The following is a 25,255-nucleotide window of genomic DNA, read 5'->3' on the forward strand; positions in this document are numbered from 1 at the left end:
TCTTATCAACAAACTAAAATTACTATTTCTCATGACACTTCATTAGCGATATAAGTTAAAGAAAAATTATACTAAAAATTTCTTGACAGATATTTCTACGTCAACCTTTATGTGCTGATTAGATGATTTCAAAATAGTGTCGTTGAGGGTAGGAGTACATGTCTCCATAGGAGGCGGAATTCAAAATTCAATAACTAATGCAACCAATATTGGATGTACATCTTTTCAGATATTTAGCAGGAATCCGAGACAATGGAAGGCAAAACATCTAGAAACAGAAGCGATAACTCTATTTAAAGAAAATCTGATACAAAGTCCGATAGATTCTAAAGCAGTATTTGTGCATATGCCTTATTTGCCTAATTTGTCTGCCCCTACAAGTGAACTTTATGAAAAGTCCATTTTGACCCTGACAGATGAAATAAGTCGCTGTAATTTATTGGAGATACCTTACTTGGTAATACATTTGGGAAGCCATTTGGGAAAGGGAGAGCAGAATGGTATCTCTCAGCTAATCCAAGCATGTAAAAAGTCGTTTCAAAACTACGAAAATAATGGTTTTTCAAAAAATAACGTTAAACTCTTACTTGAAAATAGTGCTGGACAAAAGAATAGCATTGGTAGCAAAGTTGAAGAACTTCAAAAAATTCTTGATCAACTTGGTACATCCGAGTATGGCATTTGCTTAGATACTTGCCATCTATTCGCAGCAGGATATGATTTATCTACTGAAAAAGGCATTTATGAATTGCTCGACTTATTTGATGATTGTATAGGAATTCAACATTTAAAGTTAATTCATTTAAATGATTCTAAAGGGGAGCTGGGATCCGGGCTCGATAGGCATTATCATATTGGAATGGGTAAAATCGGTGAAAATGGTTTCAAGACTCTAATAAATGCTAAAAAGCTCAAGAATTTGCCTTTCATAATGGAAACACCGATTGATTCTATAAGGGGAGACAAAGAAAACTTGGATTATGTTAAGCAGTTACGAGACTAAATAGGGGAGTGGCGCTGTCTTTTGATACAAAATAAGAATATGCTTGGAACAAATTTGCCAATGCAATGACCCAAAATCAATTGGGTTCTATTCCATTTGTAATGAAGTTACTTTTGAATTGTAGAAATACAAATCGCTATGGGTAATACATTGATCTACCAAACAGATATGAAACTAATTACATTTATTAACTTTCTTTAATACTAATTTTAAGATGATAAGGATCAGAGAGGAAACACCAAAAAATGGTGGTTCTCCAAAAGTTTACCTAAATGTTGAGAATAAATTTGAAGTTATAGAGGACTCTTATCCCGTTGTTATAAGGCCGAAAAGTCTTACTCATTCGGTTTACCTAGCGTCAGTTCTGGAAAAAAAGAATTGACCTTTTGCAAGTCCTTTTAATTGTCTCAACTAAAAGATGTATATACTATCTCATCCACTTACTAGGAGGGCAAAAATTTGAATTCCCAAACTAATGATAAGAATTTTTCCGAAATTAAGGTGGCCGACCGGAATATGTCTGAAGGAGCATATGGATTGAGCAATATCAATAGTAGTGAAATCGTAAAGGTGGAGGAATTAGTGAGCAAGATTCCTCTCTATAATGAGAATTTTAATATTACTAAGAAGGAGGAAAATGGACATTTAAATATCGAAAAAAAATGGATAACATCTAAGAAAAAAATTGAAATTCCAGTCTTACATGAGGCAATATTCATTAATGGTAAAGAATTAGAATCCTTTGATGATTCAGAAGTTGGTGAGATCCTTTCTCGAATAAAAAGCAAACTCTCAGATGTGTTCATTCGTGAAAAAACGGAAGGGGAACAAAAGGAAATTAAGAATGCTAATGAAAGCGCAATTAGCATAATTAATACGAGACACAAAGAGGACAGTACAAAGAAAAATGTGTTGGAAGAGAAACCGATTCCAATATTTGATTCCTCAGGTAAAGCTTCAACCGATTCATACAAGATTGAATTATGGGGAGAAGAGATTATTATTAATAAAAGAATGGTTAAGATGGGTGAGATACTTTTAAGAAAGTATGAAGTGCGGGAAAATCGAAAAATCGATGTTGATGTCAAAAAAGAAAAATTAACCGTAAAGTTTCCTGGGAATTATAAGGAAGAAATTTTCTAAAATCCAGGGTCATAATAGGATTTCAAAAAAACACATCCATATTATTTTATATATCTTGTTGTCAATATGAAATGTGTCTGTTAGTAACAATAAGGAAAAAATAAACTGGACTAGTGTTCTCAAAAAGGAGGTAATTGGAACTGATGGATTAGATTTGGGAGAGGTAGCGGAGGTAGGAGATAATTTTATCATTATCCAAAAGGGATTACTGAATAAAAAGAGATTCATTATACCTATTTCTACTGTTGAAAATTTTGATGGAGATATTTTAAGAGTAAGAGTTAATGAGAATGATTTACTTGAGTACGAGGAACCAAATGAACCTCAGTTTAAAGATTATTCAACATTCAAGGCTTCAGACATGTCTAGAGAGATAGAAACTAAGATACCAGTCATTGGTGAAAATTTGCAGGTGGCCAAGAAGATTGTGGAAGATAAGGTAGATATTATTAAGGATCCAATCAAAGAAACTAGAACAGTTGAAATCGAGCTTACTTATGAAAAAATAAGTATAGAGCGAATACCAATTGAAAACAAGGACAAAAACTCCAAGGAATATACTGATATATCAAGCGCAGAGTACAAACCTGAAATAGAAAAACCAGTATCCTCGAAAACACAAATTTCAATTCCATTAAAAAGAGAGGTTCCCGTAGTCATCAAAAACCCTTACATCCGTGAAGAAGTAATAATAAGAAAGAAGCCTGTTAAGGAAACTAGAATCATAACTACCGATATTACAAACGAGAGGGTTAGCTATAATGAAAATGGTTCCCAGAATACAAGTGAAGACTCTCAATTAGGGAAAAAAGATTAGAATGAAACTACAAAGCAATTTTCCCATATGTTCTGGTTCTATTAATAATAATAACAAAAGGTGGCATCATTTGTAATTTGAAAAGTCAATAAAAGAACAAGGATGATAAACTATTAAGATGAATTTTAGTGGTTAGTTATTCAAAATTTTATGCATTTTAGAATAATAGTTGGTTTTTATTTCTCACAAATAGATTTAAGGATCCGAAATTTCTAATATGATTAAATATCAATGAATACTTATGACCAAATTATACAACTTGCCTTAGAAAGGGGATTCTACTTTCCCAGTAGTGAATTGTATGCTGATGCGAGTGCTGGTTTCTGGGAATATGGACCTAATGGAGTAAAGATCAAAAACAAGTTTCTCGATCTTTGGCGTAGAGAATTAGTAAGACGTGATAATATGTTAGAAATTGATGGTTCTCAAATAATGAGCAAGAGTGTTTTTTCGGCCTCCGGACATCTGAGTAATTTCACAGATCCCGTAGTAAAGTGCAAAAAATGTTTTAGCTCATTTAGAGCCGATAAATTGATTCAAGAAGTTGCAAAGATCGAGGTACCAGAAAGATTGGCTAATGAACTCGTAGATAATTTGATAAAAGAACACAATATCGTATGTCCGCTTTGTAAGGGAAATTTATCTAATGCTGAGAGGTTTAACATGATGTTTAGGGTCGAAATTGGGCCTAATCATGATGAAGCTTATTTGAGGCCCGAGACATGTCAATCAATCTTTGTAGATTTCTCGCGAATTTATAAGGTTAGTAGAGGAAAATTGCCATTAGGTATAGCTCAAGTTGGAAAAAGCTTTAGAAATGAGATCTCCCCGCGACAAGGATTATTAAGACTTCGAGAGTTCTACCAAGCCGAAATAGAGATATTTTGTAATCCATCTAAACTTGATGAGCTGACTAAATTTGAGGAAGTGAAAGACACTATTTTGAGAATATACGATGGCCACACGATTGAAATTTCTGTTCAAGAAGCGCTTGACAAGAAAATTCTGCCAAACAAATTAGTTGGATACTATCTAGCGTTACTTGTAGAGTTTTTCGAAAAAACAGGTATAGATAGAAAACGAACACGGCTAAGGAGACTTTCTGATGATGAAAAGGCGTTCTACTCAACTATTGCATTTGATTTTGAAGTAGACACATCTATAGGATGGCTTGAGCTCGTTGCTTGCAACTATCGTTCAGATTATGATCTTAAATCTCATTCTATTACTAGCAAAACTAACCTTGAAGTAATGGATGGCGACATAAAGGTTCTTCCCCATGTATTTGAACTTTCACTTGGAGTTGACCGGTGTATTTACTCCATTATAGAACACTCCTATTATATTGATCGCGAAAGCGATGACAGGTCTGTATTGAAATTGAAGCCATACTTAGCCCCAATTCATGCTGGAGTACTCCCACTTTTAAGAAAGCCTGAATTCAAAGAAAAATCAATGAAGTTATTAAATTTGATCCAAAAGGATTTTGATGTCTTTTACGATGAAGCGGGATCTATTGGTCGTCGGTACAGACGGCTGGAGGAAATAGGGACTCCATTTGCATTCACTATTGATCATCAAACACTCGAAGATGATACTGTTACTGTGAGATATAGAGATTCTATGAGTCAGGAACGAATAAGTATTGATAATGTCAGTTCATTCTTATTTACAAATGTTTATACGTTTGAAAGGCTTCCTTCTTCTAAAGCCCAATACTTACCAAAATGAACTCTCTGTCTGCGCATCATTGCTTTCATGAGATTTTTTTTGCTTTGCAAACTCTACATAATCTTCTATAACGGATTTATCGCGAAAAATTCCTTCAACTGCGATTACAGACGGAGCCTTAGTAGTAGGTAATTCCATACAGCAACTTTTTTCAAAATTCTTAACATGATATTTTACAAAGTCTATGCCGTTATCTACAAATAATTTAATAACTCTTTGTGACTCTGGGGAATCATCGATTAATAAGATTGGTTTTCTTGCTCTCAATTTTGTCTCTATACTAGGTAAAGAATATCCTCTAATAAAATATTTAAATTTTATTAGGCAAACGGTAAGTTCGGTGCTGGCCTGGCCTGTATGGACTAGAATACTATTATCCGTAAACTAGAAATAATTTGTATGGTTAACTTAATCCAAATAGCAATTGAAAACTCTTTTGGTAAATAATTTTTCACCATTTATAGCGGACATTGTAAGTATTTTCAACGAATTAGATAATAAATTTGATTGCTATGATTGTAATCAAATTCAGACTATAGATACCCATTTGGATTTTTTACGAGACTTTGATAATGTGATTCTATCAGGCCGACAGAAAAACTCTGTTATTATAAATAAGATCAATTCTAGTATAGTAAAGGCATGTTTGATACTGGACAAGCCCTTGCTTGGAATATGTTACGGAGGACAAATCTTGGCCCTGACTCTCGGATGTACTTTAAAAAAAATTCAAAAAGTTAAGAATACGATTCAAATTGATTTGATTGAACCCACACCTATCTTAGAAGGGTACACGTCGGTACGAATGTATGAAAGTCATAATTTTTGTATTTCCGCTCTCTCAAGTGATTTCAAGTTGCTTGGTACATCAGAATCTTGTACCAATGAATTGTTTTGCTTTCGTAACAAACCGCTTTTTGGAACTCAATTCCATCCGGAGAAAAGTGGACGACATGGGAAAGACATGCTTCGTAATTTTCTAAAACTGAAGTAGACGCAAATCATACTATGCTGAGGGTTGACTGACAAATCATTATGATTTTTATTTCCTTATCTCCAAATTTAAAAGGTGTTCAAAAACGAAGATATTGATGCCCACCAAATCTCATTACCTCTTGTAAACAAAAATGAAGACAAAACCGTATTTCCTCTTGTATTAAATGTAATATCTAGGTTCTGGGGTGAAGAGCCTCCTAAAACCGAGATTGAGACGAGGTCTACGAGTTATAAAAATTATAAAGGCAGTATTTTCATAGAGGGATTAGAAATAATTGAAAAAAAATTAAATCTTTCTTCCATCATTTATAGGGGATCTCTTGATGATCTGAAAAAACGTATAGATCAAGGGATACCTTGTATTGTAATTCTTCCCGGAATTGCAGAAACCATTCAATTTGCTACGATTGTATGTGGTTATGATGAGAATGAGAAAAGAATTATTACATACGTTCCTGAACCTGACTCCTTTGGGGCTATTCCTATAGAAAAATTTGTCAAGGAATGGGAACAAGATGACTTTTTGACAATGGTAGTTTGTCCAGCAGACGTAATGAATATGTTAAAGAACGATTCTTTTCCATTCAGTCATTCAAATCGTGTAGCTTTAGAAGCTGAAAGATTAAGAATCATGGGCAAGGACACTGAAGCACTAAGTTTAATTCAAAAGACTATAGATAGGTATGATGATGCCAGTGAAAATCCGCAGTTATTATTAATGTTGGCCAGTATTCTCAATGAAAATGTCGATGCTAAGTGTATCGAATATTATAAAAAAATAATTGAAATAAACCCTAAATTCTATTTAGCGTATAGGGGATTAGGAAACTATTATCTAAAGAAAAGAGATTATAGTGCATCAAATATGTATTATAATGAGGCCATTAAAATAAGTCCAACAAGATACGGTCCAATTTATAAAAACCTTGGATTGACTTACATGAACGTAGGCGATAACGTCTCTGCAAAAGAGTCCTTCAAAAAATATCTCGAACAAGTACCTGAAGCAAGGGACCGTGAGAGTATTCTTGAATTTATCCATTCATAATTTTTTTAGAAATTAGATCAAGATTATATAACCTAATTCTGGATCCCAAATGACGCAACCATTTGACAATTCTTCATATGAGAACAAGGTTATTGTGATAGAACCTACTATCAAATCCAGCGAATTTAGAGATTTTTTAGTGGAGTCAACAATCCAATTATTGGAAACAACTGGTATAAGAATTCAATCAATAAGAACCGAAGGATGTTTTATAATTCTAAGATTATGTGATCCTTCACTCAATGTAATTGCAATCGATATTCTAAAAAAGACTTCTGGCATCTCTTTCATCTTCTTTGGGGTCGCTATTGAACCATGCTACGATACTATTGTAAATACTGTTTTCGCTTTTTATTCAAACAGTTTGATTAGTGGCAAGACTTATTTCATACACATAAAGTCAGCGAGCATGAGCTGGGAAGATGAGAAACCTATTTTGGACCAATTTGATTTGGAATTTCATCTCAACAATGAACTGTTTAGCAAATTTGCTAAGTCTATAAGGGTGGATAACGATAAAACGGCCGAGATTGTTATCTATATTCTATTATCAGGCAAAATTTGCTATATTAGCATGTTGAGTATTAGAGGACAATCTATCATACCATTAAATTATTTACAAGATGCTATAGTATGCCCAATTTTTGATAATGTATCTTTGATTTCATTAGTTAAAGTCCTAAATTCTGGGTATATTCCAATACCATTGTTCTTCTTCAGTAGAAAGGATGATTTGAAAAGACTGTTAAAGGCATTTGAAAATATAATCTCAGCCTACCCAATTGACCTTATTGAAATCTATCTTATCTCTATAGAAAATCAGGTGACGGAGCTGACTCAAAAGGTCCAGGCATATGAAGCCAAGAAAAAATTACACAAAGTAGGGAATAACTCAGTTTCTTGGCTAATTTTTCGGATGACAAAGTCGATGATGACGGAAGATCCTATATTCAAAATGAAAATGGTAGAACTACCTTTGACGCCATATGCACATCCACGTTGGTTAATTAGGGATGTCATAGAAAATTTCAGAGAATCGGGAAGAACTATCTTTACCCCTTTGCTTTTTAATAATGGTACAAGAGAATTTGAAGTGGATATTTTTGAATTAACAAAAAAGGGATTTTTGATTGATTATCATGGAACTGATATTGAACAGCAAATCGAATTCAATCAATGGGAATACAAAAACTTTCAAAAGGAAATATTGTATAATTCCTATCCATCCAATTCAAAAGTGGTGAAAAAAATTGTACTACGAGTAAGAAAGGATGATATTCTTGATATTTTCAATTCCATTTAACTTTGTGCTGATTTCAGCAAGTTTATCTATTTCTTCCTTGTATTTCAAATTACTAAATAATTCGGTTAATGTATTAAATAGGACTTCATCATTAATGGATTTCGCATCAATTTTGCAACCTATACCAAGCTTTACTATCTTTTCAGCATTCGATAACTGTTCTCCATGACTTTCTATAGGTAGCGAAATAAATGGTTTTCCGAATTGAATTGCTTGGGAAATGGCTGTGTGGCCTCCTCTGATTATCAATATATCCGAAATTAAAAAGATTTCATCTCGACATGGACACCATTCATAGTACCAAATATTTTCTGATATTTTTCTTGGTTGAACACTGCCGTTAGCTTTTCCTTCTGAAATAATTATTTGAAAAACTCTTTGGTTTTTGAGTATACGAATAAGTGCATTGATAATTGGTAATCTTGTATCTTGTGGACCACTGATATGAACAAATATTACTGGTTTAGTACTATCAAGTTTAAGATCTCGTCTAACTTTGTTTATATGTGTTTGTGATAATTCAACTCGTGGGGTGGTAAACCCAATATATTCTATTTTCTTTCTTACCGATTTAACCGAATTAATGTTCTCCTCTGATATCGTATAAGGTGGAGGTAGATCTGGTACCAGTATTCTATCTGCTATATTCCATAATCCTCCCATAAGTTCAGCATTACATGTTTCAAAAATCTTGGCCGCTTTAAACTCTCGTAATCTGGGGGTTAGTAATAATTTGATCTGATTAATCACCAAAATTCTCGGTATTTGAAGAATATTCGAGGCGATCAAGGGGGAGAGTCTAGAATCTGAAACAACTACTTGAGGATTAAATTTTTTCAAATATTTTATCTCTTTGTTAATTTGCCATGGTAGGTTGACTAACCATTGTGGGATCTTATTAATGTTGTTTTTTACAGAGAATTCTCCGTCTTTTCCCCAATGAAATTCTACAGGGGGAACGAGATTACATTCAAAACCTTGGCCTTTTATATAATGAGACGCTTCACCAAAAGATGAAAAATGAAATCGAATGCTGAGTCTATTTAAGCTCTCTGCTAATAGTATTAACCTGCTGGCGTGTCCCAAGCCAACTCCATATGGCGCTAAATAGACTCTTTGCACTAATATCACAAATTTGGATGTGTTTAAAAAGTGTTAAGCAGATTAAAATGAATTATTTATTCTATACTAAAACATCATCTTGAAATCAAAGTGACATCATACCTTGATGGGTCATTTTGTGTCACTATGGAATGCCGAGTTCACTTAAAACAGTACATAACACAATACAATATGTACTCTAATCTTCGATCTTGTTACCATTTGTTTTTATCCTTGATATTTCAGGGATCATCCATATGAATTTTGTGTGTATACAGTTATTACTCTGATCAGCCTCGCATTGGAGTTCTCCATTCACGTAAAATACATCAACTAGGACTTTCTTCTTTACATCCTTTAGCGTAATTCTGTTGCCTTCGTAAGAATCAACCGAAAGGGATGGAGCTACTCTCGATAGAAATTCTTCTTTCTCAATGTATACTTTAAGGAAATCGTTAACATACTCTTTGATATTGAGTCTCTTTTGAATCGCTCGTTTTTTCAATTTTTCATAATTTTCTAAGAAAATCTCTACGGTAACAACACTTCTACCCCCTCTCTTCACAGGCATACATTTACTAACATGTTATTTTGTTTAATATGTTTTCTCGAAATTTCTATAAATATATACTTAAATACTGGAGTATGCGATAACATGTTAATATATGTTAAGGAGGTTTAAGCTACGAATAATTTTGACGTTTAAACACATAATAACGGCAACCAAGATGATAAAATTTGTTACACGAAAGAAAATCGCTTTCGAGTCGGACCTGCTAAGCTATGTCACCAAATTTACATCCTGCTTCGCGATCGAATTATGCTCAAAGTATTATTTCAAGAAACTTAGTATACTTTTGAGGGTTAATTTTAGAATCGCCTTGCCGGAAATAGATGCTCGAAGATTATTTAGGTGGGTAAATGCAATAATATGTAAATTTTTATTCTTGTTAATTGCCATGACAAGCAAGTTAGTATTATATCTAATAAACGTCATAGCCGGACTTTTTTAAATGGAAAATCTGTATAAAGTATGAATTTCTTTAAACAAAAAGGATTTGTCTATCGGATCACATTACTTTTATATTTGAATAACCATTTCCGACTCGCATAAATCGATACTCAAATTTGCTAGTAATTAACTTCATTATAGACAAAAAATTGGGGTTTTTACAATTGTCTAATCAGATTCTTCTGCATAAATCAATTTCATTTCATCGAAGGTAAGTTTTTCTCCACTAGACATTTTCTTTAATGCTACTTCCTTTAATGAATTCCATAACTCTTGATTTTCCTTATTCTTTCGCATTTTATCTTGCGGTAACTCATGCTTGCTTCTTCTCTCGGTACTGTATCTTCTTTGTCTTTCAGATGAATGCTGTAATCTGTTTTTCTTGAACTCAATTGCATTTAATTGCGTATCCACCATTTCAATTTTCGCTGCTGCTTCTCTAACTTTATGGATTATACCTCTCCTCTCCTCATACAGTGCTTCTCTTTTATTCAATAATTCATCCAAATTTGCCTTGATCTTGCCAATTACTTTGCCAACGTCTGCCTTTTGATCAAAAATCTGATTCATTTTACCTTTGATATCTTCAAACTTTGTTGCCAACGATTTGTATGTATCTTCTTTCTTGTTGATCATTTTTAAGGCATGTAATCTAGTTGCAATTTCTTTTGACTTTAAAACAAGACGTCGTTCTTCGTCCTTTGACAATTTCTTAGTTTGGATATCCTTTTCTATTTGTTCTAATGCCCTAGTTAAATTTGCGATGTTAAATCTATCTCGCCTTGACCTAGGTCCGACACCACTTGAAGCTTTCGAATCTAGGGTTTTCATTCTTTTTCTCTCTGCGATCAGACTGTTCTTCAATTCTGTAAATTTTGCATAATCCGCATCCTTTAATTCATTGATCTGTTTTAGTTTCTGCCTCTCGGCCTCCAATTTTACCCGTTCTTGATCAATAATTTTCTTCGTTTCCTCGATTTTCTGATTGATTTGCTCAATCTGACTTTCGCCTGATTTCTGTTCCTCAATTAGAGATTTTTTAAATTCTAATAAGGTTTTTTGATTTGAATCTATTGTACTATCTATTTTGTTGTCCTTTTTTGTTGTAGAAGCTGAAGCTGCAGTTGACTGTGCTGTAGCTGGATTTCCACTATTCTGTTCTTGAACCACGCCGCTTACAAGCAGTAATGATATGGAAAAATATATTTTTTCTCATTTTCCAGATCGATGATCCTTGATGTCTAAAGGTTACATCTTTAGCTACAAGCTGCAATACAAACAAAACCTTATAAATTATCCACATATGGTTTGATGACACTCAGAAACCTAGTGCCAGGTCATAGAGCCTCTGCTCAACAAGATGGCTCATACCAAGCACCAAATAATTTAAACATATATTTATATTCTATCCTGCAGTTAATTATATGAATACCAATGGATGATTTTGATAAAGATTTTCCAGGCTTTGATTGGAAAAATACTCCAGCTTATAAACATCCAGGGGGAAAGGATTGCCCTTGTCCTAAGCACGAGTATATTAGAGAGCAAATTAATGTTGCCAAGACCCTGAATACAAATAGCAAAAATACTGATAATGATAAAAAACCATCATCTAATGTCACTCTCAAGTTTTGTCCTGATCACTACAATGTATACTTCAAAGAGGTTATTCCTGCCATGCCTTTAAAGTATAGAATAATTACCAAAATTGCATTAAAATTGGGAGCCGTTGTAATTCAACAAATTCCATACATGATGTCCGACAAATGCTTTTATTGTAAATTTGGGTCCGGCGGCTTTGACAAAAAGGTGGAGCTCCCACCTATCTAGTTATATTTAATATCCGACTTTGTAAGGAGATTAGTCACCAGATTATTGTGATTTGAAGCTAGTACCAAGGAAGCGATATTCCTTATTATAATCGATAAGTAAGGTATCCTTTGATTTGATTTTGTATCACAAATGTATCCTGCTATAAAATGCTCTTCGATTTTTTTGTATTTTTTATTCTCCAAGTCTAGTAAGCTTGCGAGGAAAATGCCTATGTCCAAACTTTTCATAAATTCGTTAGCTTTGTTTTGTATCAGGCCTAAATCAGTCCTATAAATTTTGGAATTTCGCACCAAGTAATTTTGAGCTTTGTTATCGATGAAACATGCTCCATTGTCGTGAAGAGTTCTTGTGATCCATCCGACTTGATGGACTATGCCAAAATCATTGCTATTTTTTAAGTATTTATACAAGTTTCCATCTTCAAAATATTCTTCTACTATAACATCTGAATCTATTTGCAGTAGTTTGGGTGTATGAATTCCAATTTTTTCCAGTTCTTTTCTCGCTGAAAATCCTTCATTGCGCAATATGTAATTTCCTGTCTTAAGTGGAGAAGAGGGATGTAATAGGATTAACGATAGAAAAGTAAAACTAAATACTAGCAGATACTCGTGAATATTTTTTATGGACTTATTTCTTTTTATTACGACCTTTTGCCCATCAATGGTCGAAATCGAAATATCTCTTTGCCAATTCACAAAGTGCAAGAATGTTCTTTATAGTAGATGCAATCTCTTTAAATACTTTTAATTAGTGTGATTCCAATACTATTGATGGACATGATTATCCGAATAATACTTGGAAATAGGATTAATTTTCTGAGTTGCCATTAGGTAAGTATTGAAAGAAGGAAGGTTTGTGAACAGGAATCATGAACCATTAATTTATGTCCCAGTATGCGAAACAATCCATTCGTAATACATAATGTTTTGGGTAATTTGCTTACTCTACTGACTGCATATTACTATGAAGTTGCTGTGGCCTTTAGATTATCCTCTCTGTTTTGGATCGATTGTCACCATCAATATAATGAGATGGGTTTTGGCCATGCCTACCGAATCATCTAGTGTAATCCTCAAGCCATCTGACTTGTCTTTTCTCAAATTAATGCGGTGCCAAACAAGATCTATACATCACCTGTTCCCTTAAGCAACAGGTGGTTCAATACTGTTAAAATGGTTGACGATGACGAATTAATTTAAAAGAGATTAATTAATCGATGACTGATGGAGATGTGTTGACTTTATTTAACATTGGAGCAAAGTAGTTCGATATTACGACATAGTTTATAAGGCTTTTTCAATAGGAGAAAATCATTTTGGTGATACCCTGTTTAATTTGTGGATAATTCATTTCCTTGATAACACAAAATACCGTAAACAATCAATTATTGGAAGATTGTTGAGATTCTAAAGTATGTACATGATAAATATAATTTAATTAGGCATCCATTTTACTTTATTGTATAAATCACTATTTCAAAAATAACGATGATTCCAATTTTTTATTTAGTTCTTAAATATATCCTTTGTTGCAAAATCGTATCGTTTAATCATTAATAATTATTGCAACTATTCGTTCTACCTTCCTATACATAGTCCTGACGGCAAGCTAGTTTGGCAATTGTTGTTCGAATAATAATTGTTATTTATATTTACTGGAAGATTGTTTGCATTGTTAATGTCCAATATATTGTTAAACACGTTGTTGAAATCCACTTTGTTTGTTGAGCTTTGAGTATCCAGAAAGATTCCGTTACTTGTATTTAATATATTGTTACCATATATCAAAGAATTTTGAGTATTGATCAAAGTGATACCTGAGAGACGATTTTTGCTAAATTGATTATAGTTTATCTCTGCGTTTTTAGAAGAATGTAATGCCACTCCAATTGTATTTTTACTGACCATGTTATCTGAAATTTGTGAGTTTTGTGAACCAGTAATATAGAAAGCAACCTTGTTGTCATTCACATTTATTTCGTTGACATTGATATTGGTGCTTCCTGATATATAAACACCCGACTGAAATCCGGAAATAATCCCATTACCTGTAATAGTTACATTATTTTGCCCACCTACCATTATTCCTACTTTGTTGCTTTCCATGCCCGGTCCTTTAAGTGAGAATCCGTTCATATCTATCACCGTATTATTTTCTCCAACTATTAGGCCATCTCCATCACAAATCAGATTAGAACCTAATTTTACGTTTCCTTGTACTATCTGACCACAAGCAGGGATTAGATCTGTGGACAAGAGTTGTCCACCATTTGGCAAAGATTGATCACTAGTTGGGAGACCTGACGGCGTCGTATCTCTATCATCCGTTGTTTGATTTTCTTCTTCCAAAGTCAATTCGGTATCTTGAACTTGTGTACTCTCTATCTGATCGCCAGATTGCTCATTACTATTATAGTTACCTGTATTTTGACTAGTAATGATATTCCTTTGAGGGTCAGGTTGATTCGTTTGTGATAAATCAGAATCATTTAAAGTTGAACTTGATACCACTTCCCAGTCAGAAAGAGGTAATTGAATTAGAATAAAGAGCAGAGCGAAGACCACTGAGAATTTTAAGATTTCATTCATATTCTCGTTCCCACGGCGATCAGTCTTTTTCATCGATACAAATCTACAAGAAGTATATTATATCAATATTGCCCTTGTAGTATGATTATAAAAAAGGTATTACAATTTGAATATTATTTATATAGATAGCATATGTGGACATGAATTTTTCACCTCACAACTGATAAATCATATGAGTAGTTCTCTTTATTTCTTTAAATAGTTGTCCTCTAATTCTAAATATTTTTTTCGAATATATTCGTACTCTTCAGGACCAATCTCAGGTGCATTATGGTATAGGTAGTTTTTAGCTATCTCATGGCTCTTGAATTTCTTCCAATTCGATAGGAATTTCGATATGAAATCGTCAATAACTTCCTTATTTGAAATTCCAGTCGAATCTATTCTGAGAGTCTCATTAATTATACAAATCTCTTCTTTGTTGTCTCCGCTTATATATTCAATTGGGATTGGTCTAAACTTCTTTCCTTCTACCTTGTTAGGTATTACAATCGCTATAAATGGATTGTTGCCTGGAACTCGAGACATATCATCATATCCCATAATTATCTTTGAACTATTGAAATTAAAAACTCATTGGATTTATTCTCTTCAATCTTCATGGAGCAAGTAATCCCTCAATTTTTTTGTATAAATAATACACTGTTGCTAAAATCTTTGTTCTCAATCAGCTCGGATTAATTTACGGACCTATCAACAAATATTTATGTGGAAATAAAATACATCTATCTAACAGGGCCGATCGTCTAGCCTGGTAGGATACGGCATTGGCATTGCCGAGGTCGTGGGTTCGAATCCCACTCGGTCCATACTTATAGCAGTGCTAAAATACAGTTTTTACAATAACAATAGGGATCTGAGGGTCACTGGCTCAGCATTAACGGACTGTCTACTGGATAAGGATCCTTACGGCTAATTTATTAATTTGATTACATCTCAACCTATTTGATAAAAGCATTTTGATCGTTTAGATTCATTCTTTGACACTATAATATACCAAACTTATCCAAAAGAATCCTGTAAGAGATCCATCAATAATTGCAAAGGAAATCCAAACTATCCAACAAACCATGTCCGAACATTTGCAATTAATTTAAAAGCAAAAATAGAAAAATGAGATGATAGTTACTATAATCTATAACCATGAGATCAATTAAACTGTTGGGTAAATCTAAATTATAAAGATTGAATGGAGAAAATTACTATCAAAAATCGCTTTCATCTATTCGGTCATCACATGAGCATACCAATTTATATGAAAAACAAATCTGGGGCTAAATATTATATAGATTTTAACGATCTGAATTACCTTATCCAATTTCCCTAGAGTTCATGAACCTTTAGTTAGCGTTTTTTCAACTACAAAGATATCCCAAAATCTGTAGTAGAGCATATGGAGATTGGCTAAATCAATTCTTTGAATTAGAGCATAATATTTCTAGGTTTATAATCTACCTTTCTAAAGACTCATGCCAATTAAGAGATTTTGTGATAGTTGGAACCGCTGATTCAAGCAGAATACGCTGGTCATAATATGTTTAGAAAATTGATTATCAAGTTTCCAAACTATTGTCAAATAGTCTTTAGGATAGTTGCAGTCTGCTGCATGATTTATACAGTTAGTTATGCGATGTCTTTTGAAACATATCGTTGTGGAATTAGTGTGTCTCAATTTTTGATTTGAATCATTAATTTGAATGTAGCCAAACAAGTTATCTGTCAATAATAAAATGAATCGTATCTGGTTCTATAAGAATAATGAGCTAATGAATCCTATACATCAATTTTAGATAAATTATGTAATTCGTGCAAATCAAAATCGAAATTTAAATAATTCTATAGTTACTAGATCCAATAATTTTCTCTGCCTACCTAAAGTGATGATTTCCTTTAATTACTCATTACTCTACTTGATATCATCGGAACTTGTTTTCCCATATAATAATTTACTCCTTTAGGTAGGTATGGTGAAAGAAAAAGTTGTTCCTCTTTCTCCATTGTTATTTTCGACCCAAATGCTACCATCGTGAGCCTCAACAATTGCTTTACTAATAAAAAGACCTAGACCTGTACCACTGCGGCCAGATGTAGTGAAGAATTTTGAGAAAATTTTTGAGAAGAGGTTCGAGTCCAAACCCGTACCAGAATCCCTTACTTTGATAATTACATCTTTCTCGTAGTTTGGATTTCCGTTCTCTTTTATGTGAGTGGGATCAGCTGTAGTGGTGATAATGGTTATCTTACCACTATCAGTGTTTTTGATAGCGTTATCCACCAAGTTGATAATTACTTGTGCAATTCTATCTCTGTCTGCCTTTATGAATACATCATTGTTGTTATTTTCCTGATTCAAGTTAAATCTCAAGATAGTAGAGTTATCATAAATTAGGTCAAGATTTTTCTTATTGCTATATTTAATCTGATTTCTGAAATCCTTGACTATTGTAGATATCAGTGAAGACAAATTGAACTGTTCTTTAGTTAGTTCAAGATTAAAGTTATCTATTCTCGCCATATCAAGTATATTGGAAACAAGTTTTTCAATCCGATTCGCATTCCTAGCTATGACTTTAATATATTCTATATTCGTAGTTTGCTCCGATAGAATCAATTCACTGTATCCTAATATTGATTGAGTAGGCGTTCTTAGTTCATGAGCAGTAATGTCTATGAATTCCTTTTGTCTTAAAGATTGTTGCTTTATCTCTTCATTAGCCTTTGTAAGGTCTGAGGTAACCTTTAGCATTTCATCATTAATAATAGTGAGCTTGTCGTTGGCCTCTGATAAGTCTGTGTTTGCAATAACTAGGTTTTTCTCTATTTCGGTCAGGTGTCTTTTTGTTTTTTTCAGCTGTTCAACCTTTACTTTAATTTTTTCATTTGAAAGACGGAGAGATACGTTTGCTTCTTTCAGGTCTTCGCTCTTGGCTAAAAACTCTCCTGTTTTTATTTCCAAAAAGTCCTTTACGGACAATCCTTTTCTCCGCCATTTTCGTTCTTTTTCCGCCGTACTTATCGCTATTCACAGACTATTATAAAAATAACTTTAAATAACCAACAAACAATCACCCGCCGAATTCTTGTCAAAAATTTAAACAGCAATTGTTTTATTTAACGTATGTAATCAAGTAATTCTTGAAATACTTTTAGTATGATGTAAAATATCCAGATAAAAATACTAAACTATGGGACTACACATCAGGATTACATTTGCTAAACTATCTTACGCGTCAGATGATTTTGATATCCATTAATACAACGATAGATCATTTATGATCGAAAACTTTGTCATCTTACTTAATCGGCAAACAGTATGAATGACCTTATCTTTTCATTCATCCCAAGGAGATGATAGATTTACAATCTGGGAGAATCGAATTTGGGAAGACTAAATACAAATGTCGAACCCTTTCCATCGGCATTGTTGAACGCCCAGATTCTTCCTCCCATGGTCTCTATTAGCTTCTTGCTGATATATAGACCTAGACCAGTGCCAGAAGTTGAATTTGAGTTAAATTTTTCAAAAAGCCTTGGCATTATCTCGGGAGAAATACCCTTACCTGAGTCAGAAACAGCAATGTAAATTTCCTTTATGTTGTCTTTTTTTTCTATGTTGGATGATTTTATCTTGATATCTTTTGTTCTTTTAAAAGCACGAATATTTTCTTGTTTTGTCACGTCGTCTAAATCCTCGTAAATAAGTATGTCTATACTACTGTTACTTTCAGAGAACTTTATAGCATTTTCGAGTAAATTGATCAGGATCTGGTTTAGTCTTGATCTATCTGCGTATACGTAATATGTTTCATCGAATATATCATTAATAATACATACCTTGATATTCTTGTTTCTTAATTTTTCTCGTAGTTGAGTATCGACTATGTTGTTTATTTCGGCTATCAAATTGATGTTTTCCTTGTTTAGCATTATCATGTTCTTTTGATGGGAATCTATTCTTGCAACATCTAGTAAGTTGTTTATCAAGTTCTCTAATCTTGATGCGTTCCTGAAAATAATATCTTGGTACTTCTTTAAACTTTCAATAATTTTAGATGATTCTTTCAAAGTTGTTTGGTTTTTTTTGGAGGCCTCTAAATAATCGTCGAAAACTTCATTATTTAATTCCAGATATCCTGTTATCGCCTGTGTAGGAGTTCTAAGTTCATGTGCTGCAGTATTGATAAAATCTCTTTCCAACTCTTCACTTTGCACCAGCTTCTCATTGACTCTTTTCAAGTCTTCTGACATTTCTGCTAGCGTCCACAAACTTCCGAAAAGAGATACATAAGATAACACGGTTGGCTTGTTTGTAGAAAATGTGCATCTCCCTACTGCGTCTTCGAACGATTGTTTATAGTCATCCTTTAATTCGGTAGCCAAAACATACTTTCTATCGACAATTATAATTGTAGATTTCAAATCCTTTTGCTTTCGGATTGTTCTGCATACTATGTTTTTTATCACAAGATGTTTATTCTTGGTATTACCTGAGTAGATTATTTCTTTAATTCTTTTATTAACGGGGGACAAAATCTTGATCCTGACATTTTCAACACTTTTTTGTTTTAGTATTTCTACAAAACCCATGACCACCTCTCTTTTTACTGCATTTATTGTTGGAAACAATATCATGATCTCTCTTGTGGCCCTTAACACGGTTTTTATCAGTTGGTTTTTGGCCTGATAAGGATTATTGATTAGCATGGTAGAGCCTGAGGGAACCTCTTTCTCAATTTGTATGATTCTCTCTTCGGCGTCTAATGCCGAATTCCAAAGGCTATCAAAAAAGGACTTAAAATGCCGTATATACAATTGATCTGTGCTACACAATATAGAAAAAACCATCTGCCCTCCTTTCATTTCTTCAATCATGCTGTTTAACTGTCTTTCAGATACTGCAAAACTAAATAGTAGAGGGTTATCAATATGCCTCATGCGAACACCCATATCCATGAATTTCTTTGCTAATCTAATTGTTTCATCATTGTTATCAATGTTAATTATCCATCGAACACCATCATTTACTTTATCTTCCTTACATCTAGAAACTAGATTTACAAAACAGTCAAAAATTTGCCTGTTACTATTTGTTAACTCAAGGCCACCTAGTGAAGAACATATGGATAATCCAGTTTCTGTTCTCTCAATAATGTTTTTTGTTTCTACAAGAACCTTTTTACCGTAGACAATCTTGGTTTCCTCTTTATATGATCCTTTCTTGACCCTGTCTTGCATCTTTTTACCATTCTTAGTAAGTAAAGATACATCTGTTGAAGAAGAATTTTTCTGGGAGGCTCGAGAGGATTTATTCTGTTTAATTTCATTTACCCCCTTTTTACGTCAAATTTGGGCTAAGCAATTTTTAGTCAAATTAATGTAATCCTAGACCAATAAAAATATTGTTGCAATTTAGAAGGCTAATTATCCTTATAACCATCAAATTCATAAAAGTTTCATATCAAATCTATTCTGTGATTATTATAAATAACATGAGAAGGTCAATCTTTTTAAAATTCCTTAGTTTGTCTGGCTCAAAATACAAACCTGTCTGTTCGTAAAAGTCGATATCCAAAAAGAGAATCTATTTTTAGTACCAAAATTAATTTTAATTATCTCACTCGACCCAGTACGGTAACAATGGTGTTTTATCCTGAATTTATCAAACAAAGTTACAAAAAAGCTTAGAGCCTATCCCAAAATTAACTTTCTATAGATGATTATACTACAAGAGAACTGTGCTAGACCAAGATAGTTTTCATCCTTCTTTTCATATCGTGTGAAGAGTTTCCTAAACCTGTTATGCCATGAATTCGTTCTCTCTACAACCCATCTCTTGGAAGAATATTTCTTACGGTTTGGCATTGATATTTCTTTGCCAATTTCACCTTTCTTCCCTTTTTTCTTCTTGATTGGAATGTGCAGAACATATCCTCGTTTGATTAATTCCTGTTCTTCCTCTGCAGATTTGTATCCCTTATCAAGACACAGATGTTGTAATCGTCGTCGTCGTCGTCTCGATCTGGATAATGATTTTGGTCTTTTTATTACTGTATTATCGACTACATCTGTTACCAGATTGATGTCGTGAGTGCTAGCAGGTGAAATTACAACCGATAGAGGAATACCTTTCTTCTCTGTCAAAATGTGTCTTTTTGTGCCTAGTTTGCTCCTGTCTGTGGGATTATTTCCAGTCTTGGCCCCCCTAAAGGTGACTTTATGGATATACTGTCTATGGATTGCCACGTCCAGTTGAGACCAATTTTATCATCATAATCTTTCAATAGTTTGATCCATGCATTTTTAAATACATCCAGTTTATTCCACTCCTGAAATCTCCTGTGACAGGTAGAACCTGAACCATATTCTTTTGGAAGCATCTTCCATTGGCACCCCGTTCTAAGAACGTAAAGGATCCCATCCAGTACTTGTTTATATGGAATAATCGGTCTGCCCACAGTTTTTGGAGGCTTTTCTTTAGGCAGTATCTTCTTACACTCGTCCCATTATTCATCGGGAATCCTTCTGATAGTAGGAAGAGTGTGTTTTGCTTTGTCTTCCTTAGTCTGGACACAGATCACGGTTTACCAAGACAGATAAGGAGCTATATTTCTATCGAATTTTGGGATAGGTTCTTAGTAAATTCTCGAATGTGTGGGGTAGACGGGAATTTATGATAGATACAATTAATTGCGCGATAGTCAAACCAACTAAAGCCAGGGCTCTGTTCAGTTGACAGGTTTTAATTCCTTGTTGTGATAGTCGACAAACAGGTTCAACCAGTTTTTTACGTGTTTTAGTTTGCAGTTCTTTAGCCTGCAGGGAAAGTAATCATCGAAACTTTCAGTTCTGTCCTTGATATACTGCATTGTTCTTTCAATCAAGTTTTTTTCATAGGAGGAATGGAGATGGTGTTCTAATTTAAGGAATTGACAAGCCATGGGATACCAAGTACCACCATCTGTTGAAACTGGATGCTTTCCATAGTCTCTGACTATGTTTGACAGAAACCGTTCCGCAACAAACATGTTTCTCTCCTTAGAAATGGATAGTGAGAGAATTTCCTTACTTTTCGCATCTATTGCAACCCATAACCACGTGTATTCTGAACCAACCTTAAGCAATGTTTCATCTACAATGAATTCACATATCCTTCTTTGTTTTGTCTTGATAATCTTAGGTTGGTACTTTTGAATCCAGTTCCAGATAGTGACATGATTTCGTTTGATACAGTATGATAATCTTTCAGATGTTTTCCTAAGAGAAAGACCTGAAAAGTACAAATGTAAGCCATAATACACATATTTTGAAGGTGTTCTGTTTCTAGTATTCATAAAAGAGATAGGACATCTTCAAGCTATAGACTTGACGCTAAATGAACAGAGCCAAAGCCAGTCATGATAAATCTATAAAGTATAAACAAGATTCTTTGATTTCTTGGATAAAAAAGATTCGGAATCAGTTAGCAGTTTTAAATCTCGTTTTATAATACAGAAACAAATTCATATCATATTTGATTACATCCAATCGATACTATTATCTGATCTCTACGAGAGTGTTTATTCAGACAATACCCTTAATCAAAGGGTTTGTAATCAAATGTAAGATTTCAAGTATCAGTATGAGCCATTCAAAGTAATAACATTATACTTCTTATGAGAGGTAAAGAGTAATCCAGCTCTATCTTGGAATTGATTACATAAATTATTAATTTTACCATTTTTCCCACTATTGCGCTTCAGAAGGATTAGAACTTAAATGTTTGATAAACTAATTCGTTCTACTTCCCAAATTTGAGTACAATAACTGTAAGTTGGGAACGTGCAGAATCTTTCTTATTGTGACAATAAAGGAGCAACTTTCATTTATGATGGATATATCATGTTACGATTTAGCAAGCATATATACGAGCTATAAAAAGACCAAAGTCATATAGAATACATTTTCCATTTAAACAAGATTTGTGAGTACTATGAAGTCATATGACAAACATGAATCCAGTTCGATACCAGTTTTTAAGTGAAAGAGAATTGGATAATACAATAGGTTAAGAAACTGATGTAATCATGAAAATCTCGCATAGCATAGGGGATTTTCGTTTACTGAATGAATATAATTATAGAACGTCAGCATATAATGGTCAATTTAGTCTGGATTATGTACTATCTATGGTTGATTTCAGATCAAATGAAACAGATCATTTTCAAATAATCTATCCGACTAAAGTACCTGTTTTGTTTATATTTCGATCAATATATTATATAATATATCTTCAGTAATCAGAGAACTGCAAAGACCGCCCTTACCGGATAATTTATATTTTCTTTATATACTTTTCAAGCACGAAATAAATGTGTCGCATGCGACACAATCGTTTAATGAATTATCCTTAATATATCTATACCACTCTACCTTTATAAATGATTAAACTTTGAGTGCAGAAATCTCTCTCCTTTTTACGGTATATCTGGTTGGTTTTCTCATCATTCAATACTACTTCACGGATAGATACTGTCTGGTGTATGTATTTTCTTCGGGCTAATAGGTAATCGAGAAGGAACATTACAACGCTGTATATAGTTCTCTACCATACCAGTCAACTCTTTCTATCCGATCCTTGGACGATTGGTATTCAAACCAAATATACAGCAGATAAACCCTTTTTTATCGATATTTATCCCTTACTTTCTTTTTACACCGCTTATTAGAATTGATCATTGTGTTAATATATCAGTTCTACGTATAATACTTATTAAACAAATTATGAGCACAAAATTGCAAGATTTTATGTGCTTTTTGCATGAAAATAAATTAGTTGATATACACAGTGTTCGTCGAAAGGATGAAGTAGGCAGTATTAACCGATTGAAACTACAAAAATATGTTTACCTTGCTCAATCCTGTTTGAATAATGATATCGGCTACGAATTTAACATGTACAACAATGGTCCGTACTCGCCAGAGCTAGCAAATTACTATTACGAAAAACTGGATATTAACGCAATAGAATCCGACATTATGAACAAGAATTGGAAATTAGATGCTGGTTTCACAAAGAGATTCTTGGATTTGTTTAAGGACAAGGAGCTAGATTGGCTGGTAGTAGCATCAACGCTGGTAGACAACACTAACTACTTTGAAGATGAACAAGAAATTCTAAACAAAGTCTATGCAATGAAATCTGATTACAGTAAAAGTTACATAGATGACGTTTGGAATGACTTGAAAGATTATGCCTTGGTAAAATACGAATCTGGTCTAAAGCTGATGAACAACCTTTTGTCGTCGTTCTGATAAATACCTACTTTTTCTTCACATTGAGCCGATAAATCATCTTGTTTTATATCCTCGATATGAATTTCATCTTCCTATCTATAACCTCTATAAATAACGATGATTTAGCTACCTGACAAGTTTCTTAATATCATCTAGCAAATTCAATGTTTCATCCAACTGTTTTTTCATATTAAATCTCAATATGAACAGCTTCAATGCTATATAGAGATCTTCCTTCTTATCGTTTAATAACATCTTATCTCTTTCGGTTAAAGGAAAAAGCGAAGATCTTTCCAACAGCGATAATCTAGAAAGGAATATTTGATAGATTTCTTCAGTATTTTTAGCATTATCGGTCATCCTGATAGCCATTTCAGTATCCAGATTGATCAATTGGTCTACAAAAGCCGCACTATATTCCGGATATGTTGGCTCGGACATACTAGTAAAATCGACTATAATACTTATAACTGTTTTTAAATAGTTAAACTATTACTGATAAATTACAAATTAGTTTAAACTATATATTTATCTTATCATTCATTACTTCATCTCGTATTATCTGAAACAATTTAAGGATCTGAACTTTCCTATCACATCTACATACAGATTTTAAAATTTTAGAATGGATAATGAACCGAAAAGTTAGGCATTATCTCATTGGAACACAATAAACAGAGGAATCAGAGATAATATCACAACTCCTTGTGGTTATTTAAAAGGTAAAAAAATTGGTAGGGATTAAATCCTCACAAATGCGAGGAGCATGAGATACATCGCATATTTGTTTCCTTATATCGTTTCCATTAGTTGAAATTGAACTTATCTGTAAGTATTTGCCCCGCCCTCGGGTGTTGTAACATTGGACATGTTAGATACAGTGTCTAATACCTGCTGTGTTGTTGAATTCTCCTGTACGGAAATATCCGAAGAATTTGCTTGTCCAGATGTTTGATTCTTATCGATAGTTTGAGCAAATATAGAAGATGTACTTCCGATTAGTAATATAGCTATCCCTATTCCAACGACGTTTAAAAGATTGTAAGTCATCAAATAATGTATTTTATCATATTATTTAAGACATGGAGCGTTATTCAGTCATCGAAGTCCAATTTTTAGCCACGAGAAATTAGGTAGAATAATAACGTTAGTTGGGTTTCTTCAAATCGACTCTATTACTGGAATCGGATCCTTTACTTTGGAAGTTTGATATACTCAAAGGTTTATAAAATAGATTGCAAACGCTTGCAATTGAAACTGAATATTTAATTGAGTTTTATTCAAATCGAACGCATTGACGTGTAAAGGTTTGTGTCTGCGGTATGACAAAGTGGGAGGGGGAAAAAATTCTGTGTATGCAATGGGGTATAAACGATGTACTGGATGTAGTTTGTATATTAAATT

At 33.4% G+C, this 25,255-nt stretch carries 21 protein-coding genes, 1 tRNA gene and 1 pseudogene; 10 read left to right on the forward strand and 13 right to left on the reverse strand.

The annotated features are described in order from the left end of the window. The first annotated feature begins 142 nt into the window (after positions 1 to 142). From NFRAN_RS11865 to glyS, 4 genes are all read left to right on the forward strand, one after another. Positions 143 to 1,003, forward strand: coding sequence for a deoxyribonuclease IV (locus NFRAN_RS11865; protein WP_134485859.1), 861 nt, complete (start codon positions 143 to 145; stop codon positions 1,001 to 1,003). Positions 1,004 to 1,462: 459 nt separating this feature from the next. Beyond that, positions 1,463 to 2,146: a DUF2382 domain-containing protein gene (locus tag NFRAN_RS11870; protein WP_134485177.1), complete on the forward strand. Its 684-nt coding sequence runs from the start codon at positions 1,463 to 1,465 to the stop codon at positions 2,144 to 2,146. 73 nt (positions 2,147 to 2,219) lie between these two features. After that, on the forward strand, positions 2,220 to 2,963 hold the full coding sequence (locus tag NFRAN_RS11875; RefSeq protein WP_134485178.1) for a YsnF/AvaK domain-containing protein: 744 nt from the start codon (positions 2,220 to 2,222) through the stop codon (positions 2,961 to 2,963). 231 nt (positions 2,964 to 3,194) lie between these two features. Further along, complete coding sequence (gene glyS, locus NFRAN_RS11880; RefSeq protein ID WP_134485179.1) at positions 3,195 to 4,694, forward strand: glycine--tRNA ligase; 1,500 nt, start codon at positions 3,195 to 3,197, stop codon at positions 4,692 to 4,694. Here glyS and NFRAN_RS11885 read toward each other — a convergent pair. Beyond that, positions 4,683 to 4,961 (reverse strand): hypothetical protein, encoded by a 279-nt coding sequence (locus tag NFRAN_RS11885; protein WP_134485180.1) that lies wholly within the window; start codon positions 4,959 to 4,961, stop codon positions 4,683 to 4,685. The two genes, glyS and NFRAN_RS11885, sit on opposite strands and share 12 nt — an antisense overlap. 169 nt (positions 4,962 to 5,130) lie before the next feature. On the opposite strand from NFRAN_RS11885, the gene NFRAN_RS11890 reads away from it, so the two are divergent. The 3 genes from NFRAN_RS11890 to NFRAN_RS11900 all read left to right on the forward strand — a co-directional run bounded on the left by NFRAN_RS11890 (position 5,131) and on the right by NFRAN_RS11900 (position 8,041). After that, on the forward strand, positions 5,131 to 5,688 hold the full coding sequence (locus NFRAN_RS11890) for a glutamine amidotransferase-related protein (RefSeq protein WP_172602334.1): 558 nt from the start codon (positions 5,131 to 5,133) through the stop codon (positions 5,686 to 5,688). 75 nt (positions 5,689 to 5,763) lie between these two features. Beyond that, entirely contained in the window at positions 5,764 to 6,738 is a 975-nt protein-coding gene (locus tag NFRAN_RS11895; RefSeq protein WP_134485182.1) for a hypothetical protein, read from the forward strand. Between the two features lie 49 nt (positions 6,739 to 6,787). Then, positions 6,788 to 8,041 (forward strand): hypothetical protein, encoded by a 1,254-nt coding sequence (locus NFRAN_RS11900; protein WP_134485183.1) that lies wholly within the window; start codon positions 6,788 to 6,790, stop codon positions 8,039 to 8,041. Here NFRAN_RS11900 and NFRAN_RS11905 read toward each other — a convergent pair. The 3 genes from NFRAN_RS11905 to NFRAN_RS11915 form a co-directional block, all read right to left on the reverse strand. After that, positions 7,994 to 9,163 carry a glycosyltransferase gene (locus NFRAN_RS11905; protein WP_172602335.1) on the reverse strand — a complete coding sequence of 390 codons (1,170 nt, stop codon included), beginning with the start codon at positions 9,161 to 9,163 and terminating at the stop codon, positions 7,994 to 7,996. The genes NFRAN_RS11900 and NFRAN_RS11905 overlap by 48 nt on opposite strands. Before the next feature lie 178 nt (positions 9,164 to 9,341). Beyond that, positions 9,342 to 9,713 (reverse strand): hypothetical protein, encoded by a 372-nt coding sequence (locus NFRAN_RS11910; protein WP_134485185.1) that lies wholly within the window; start codon positions 9,711 to 9,713, stop codon positions 9,342 to 9,344. 609 nt (positions 9,714 to 10,322) lie between these two features. After that, positions 10,323 to 11,324: a coiled-coil protein gene (locus NFRAN_RS11915; protein WP_134485186.1), complete on the reverse strand. Its 1,002-nt coding sequence runs from the start codon at positions 11,322 to 11,324 to the stop codon at positions 10,323 to 10,325. A 264-nt stretch (positions 11,325 to 11,588) separates the two neighbouring features. On the opposite strand from NFRAN_RS11915, the gene NFRAN_RS11920 reads away from it, so the two are divergent. Beyond that, positions 11,589 to 11,984: a hypothetical protein gene (locus NFRAN_RS11920; RefSeq protein WP_134485187.1), complete on the forward strand. Its 396-nt coding sequence runs from the start codon at positions 11,589 to 11,591 to the stop codon at positions 11,982 to 11,984. Here NFRAN_RS11920 and NFRAN_RS11925 read toward each other — a convergent pair. The 3 genes from NFRAN_RS11925 to NFRAN_RS11935 all read right to left on the reverse strand — a co-directional run bounded on the left by NFRAN_RS11925 (position 11,981) and on the right by NFRAN_RS11935 (position 15,106). Beyond that, positions 11,981 to 12,685 carry a hypothetical protein gene (locus tag NFRAN_RS11925; protein WP_134485188.1) on the reverse strand — a complete coding sequence of 235 codons (705 nt, stop codon included), beginning with the start codon at positions 12,683 to 12,685 and terminating at the stop codon, positions 11,981 to 11,983. The genes NFRAN_RS11920 and NFRAN_RS11925 overlap by 4 nt on opposite strands. A gap of 882 nt (positions 12,686 to 13,567) precedes the next feature. Continuing rightward, positions 13,568 to 14,611 (reverse strand): NosD domain-containing protein, encoded by a 1,044-nt coding sequence (locus tag NFRAN_RS11930; protein ID WP_134485189.1) that lies wholly within the window; start codon positions 14,609 to 14,611, stop codon positions 13,568 to 13,570. Between the two features lie 153 nt (positions 14,612 to 14,764). Next, positions 14,765 to 15,106, reverse strand: coding sequence for a hypothetical protein (locus tag NFRAN_RS11935; protein WP_134485190.1), 342 nt, complete (start codon positions 15,104 to 15,106; stop codon positions 14,765 to 14,767). Between the two features lie 207 nt (positions 15,107 to 15,313). Here NFRAN_RS11935 and NFRAN_RS11940 point away from each other — a divergent pair. Continuing rightward, positions 15,314 to 15,387: transfer RNA gene (locus tag NFRAN_RS11940), tRNA-Ala, on the forward strand. 1,145 nt (positions 15,388 to 16,532) lie between these two features. On the opposite strand, the gene NFRAN_RS11945 is transcribed toward NFRAN_RS11940, so the two are convergent. From NFRAN_RS11945 to NFRAN_RS11960, 4 genes and pseudogenes are all read right to left on the reverse strand, one after another. Beyond that, positions 16,533 to 17,552 carry a sensor histidine kinase gene (locus NFRAN_RS11945; RefSeq protein WP_134485191.1) on the reverse strand — a complete coding sequence of 340 codons (1,020 nt, stop codon included), beginning with the start codon at positions 17,550 to 17,552 and terminating at the stop codon, positions 16,533 to 16,535. Positions 17,553 to 17,935: 383 nt separating this feature from the next. After that, a complete protein-coding gene (locus NFRAN_RS11950; protein ID WP_134485192.1) occupies positions 17,936 to 19,813 on the reverse strand; it encodes a sensor histidine kinase in 1,878 nt (625 codons plus the stop codon). Positions 19,814 to 20,266: 453 nt separating this feature from the next. Continuing rightward, positions 20,267 to 21,081: pseudogene (locus NFRAN_RS11955) on the reverse strand (IS5 family transposase); the annotation flags it as partial. 222 nt (positions 21,082 to 21,303) lie between these two features. After that, entirely contained in the window at positions 21,304 to 21,909 is a 606-nt protein-coding gene (locus tag NFRAN_RS11960; RefSeq protein ID WP_134482534.1) for a DDE-type integrase/transposase/recombinase, read from the reverse strand. A 1,429-nt stretch (positions 21,910 to 23,338) separates the two neighbouring features. Between NFRAN_RS11960 and NFRAN_RS11965 the strand changes: the two genes are divergently transcribed. Further along, the gene (locus tag NFRAN_RS11965) at positions 23,339 to 23,869 is read left to right on the forward strand and encodes a hypothetical protein (protein WP_145988086.1); all 531 of its coding nucleotides are present in this window, start codon (positions 23,339 to 23,341) and stop codon (positions 23,867 to 23,869) included. Between the two features lie 108 nt (positions 23,870 to 23,977). Here the strand turns inward: NFRAN_RS11965 and NFRAN_RS11970 are convergent, their stop codons facing one another. Together NFRAN_RS11970 and NFRAN_RS11975 are read right to left on the reverse strand one after the other, a co-directional pair. Beyond that, positions 23,978 to 24,292 carry a hypothetical protein gene (locus tag NFRAN_RS11970; protein WP_134485194.1) on the reverse strand — a complete coding sequence of 105 codons (315 nt, stop codon included), beginning with the start codon at positions 24,290 to 24,292 and terminating at the stop codon, positions 23,978 to 23,980. A gap of 381 nt (positions 24,293 to 24,673) precedes the next feature. After that, the gene (locus tag NFRAN_RS11975; RefSeq protein ID WP_145988087.1) at positions 24,674 to 24,901 is read right to left on the reverse strand and encodes a hypothetical protein; all 228 of its coding nucleotides are present in this window, start codon (positions 24,899 to 24,901) and stop codon (positions 24,674 to 24,676) included. Positions 24,902 to 25,255 lie beyond the last annotated feature (354 nt).

The sequence above is a fragment of the Candidatus Nitrosocosmicus franklandus genome, assembly GCF_900696045.1.
Taxonomy (GTDB): Archaea; Thermoproteota; Nitrososphaeria; order Nitrososphaerales; family Nitrososphaeraceae; genus Nitrosocosmicus; species Nitrosocosmicus franklandus_A.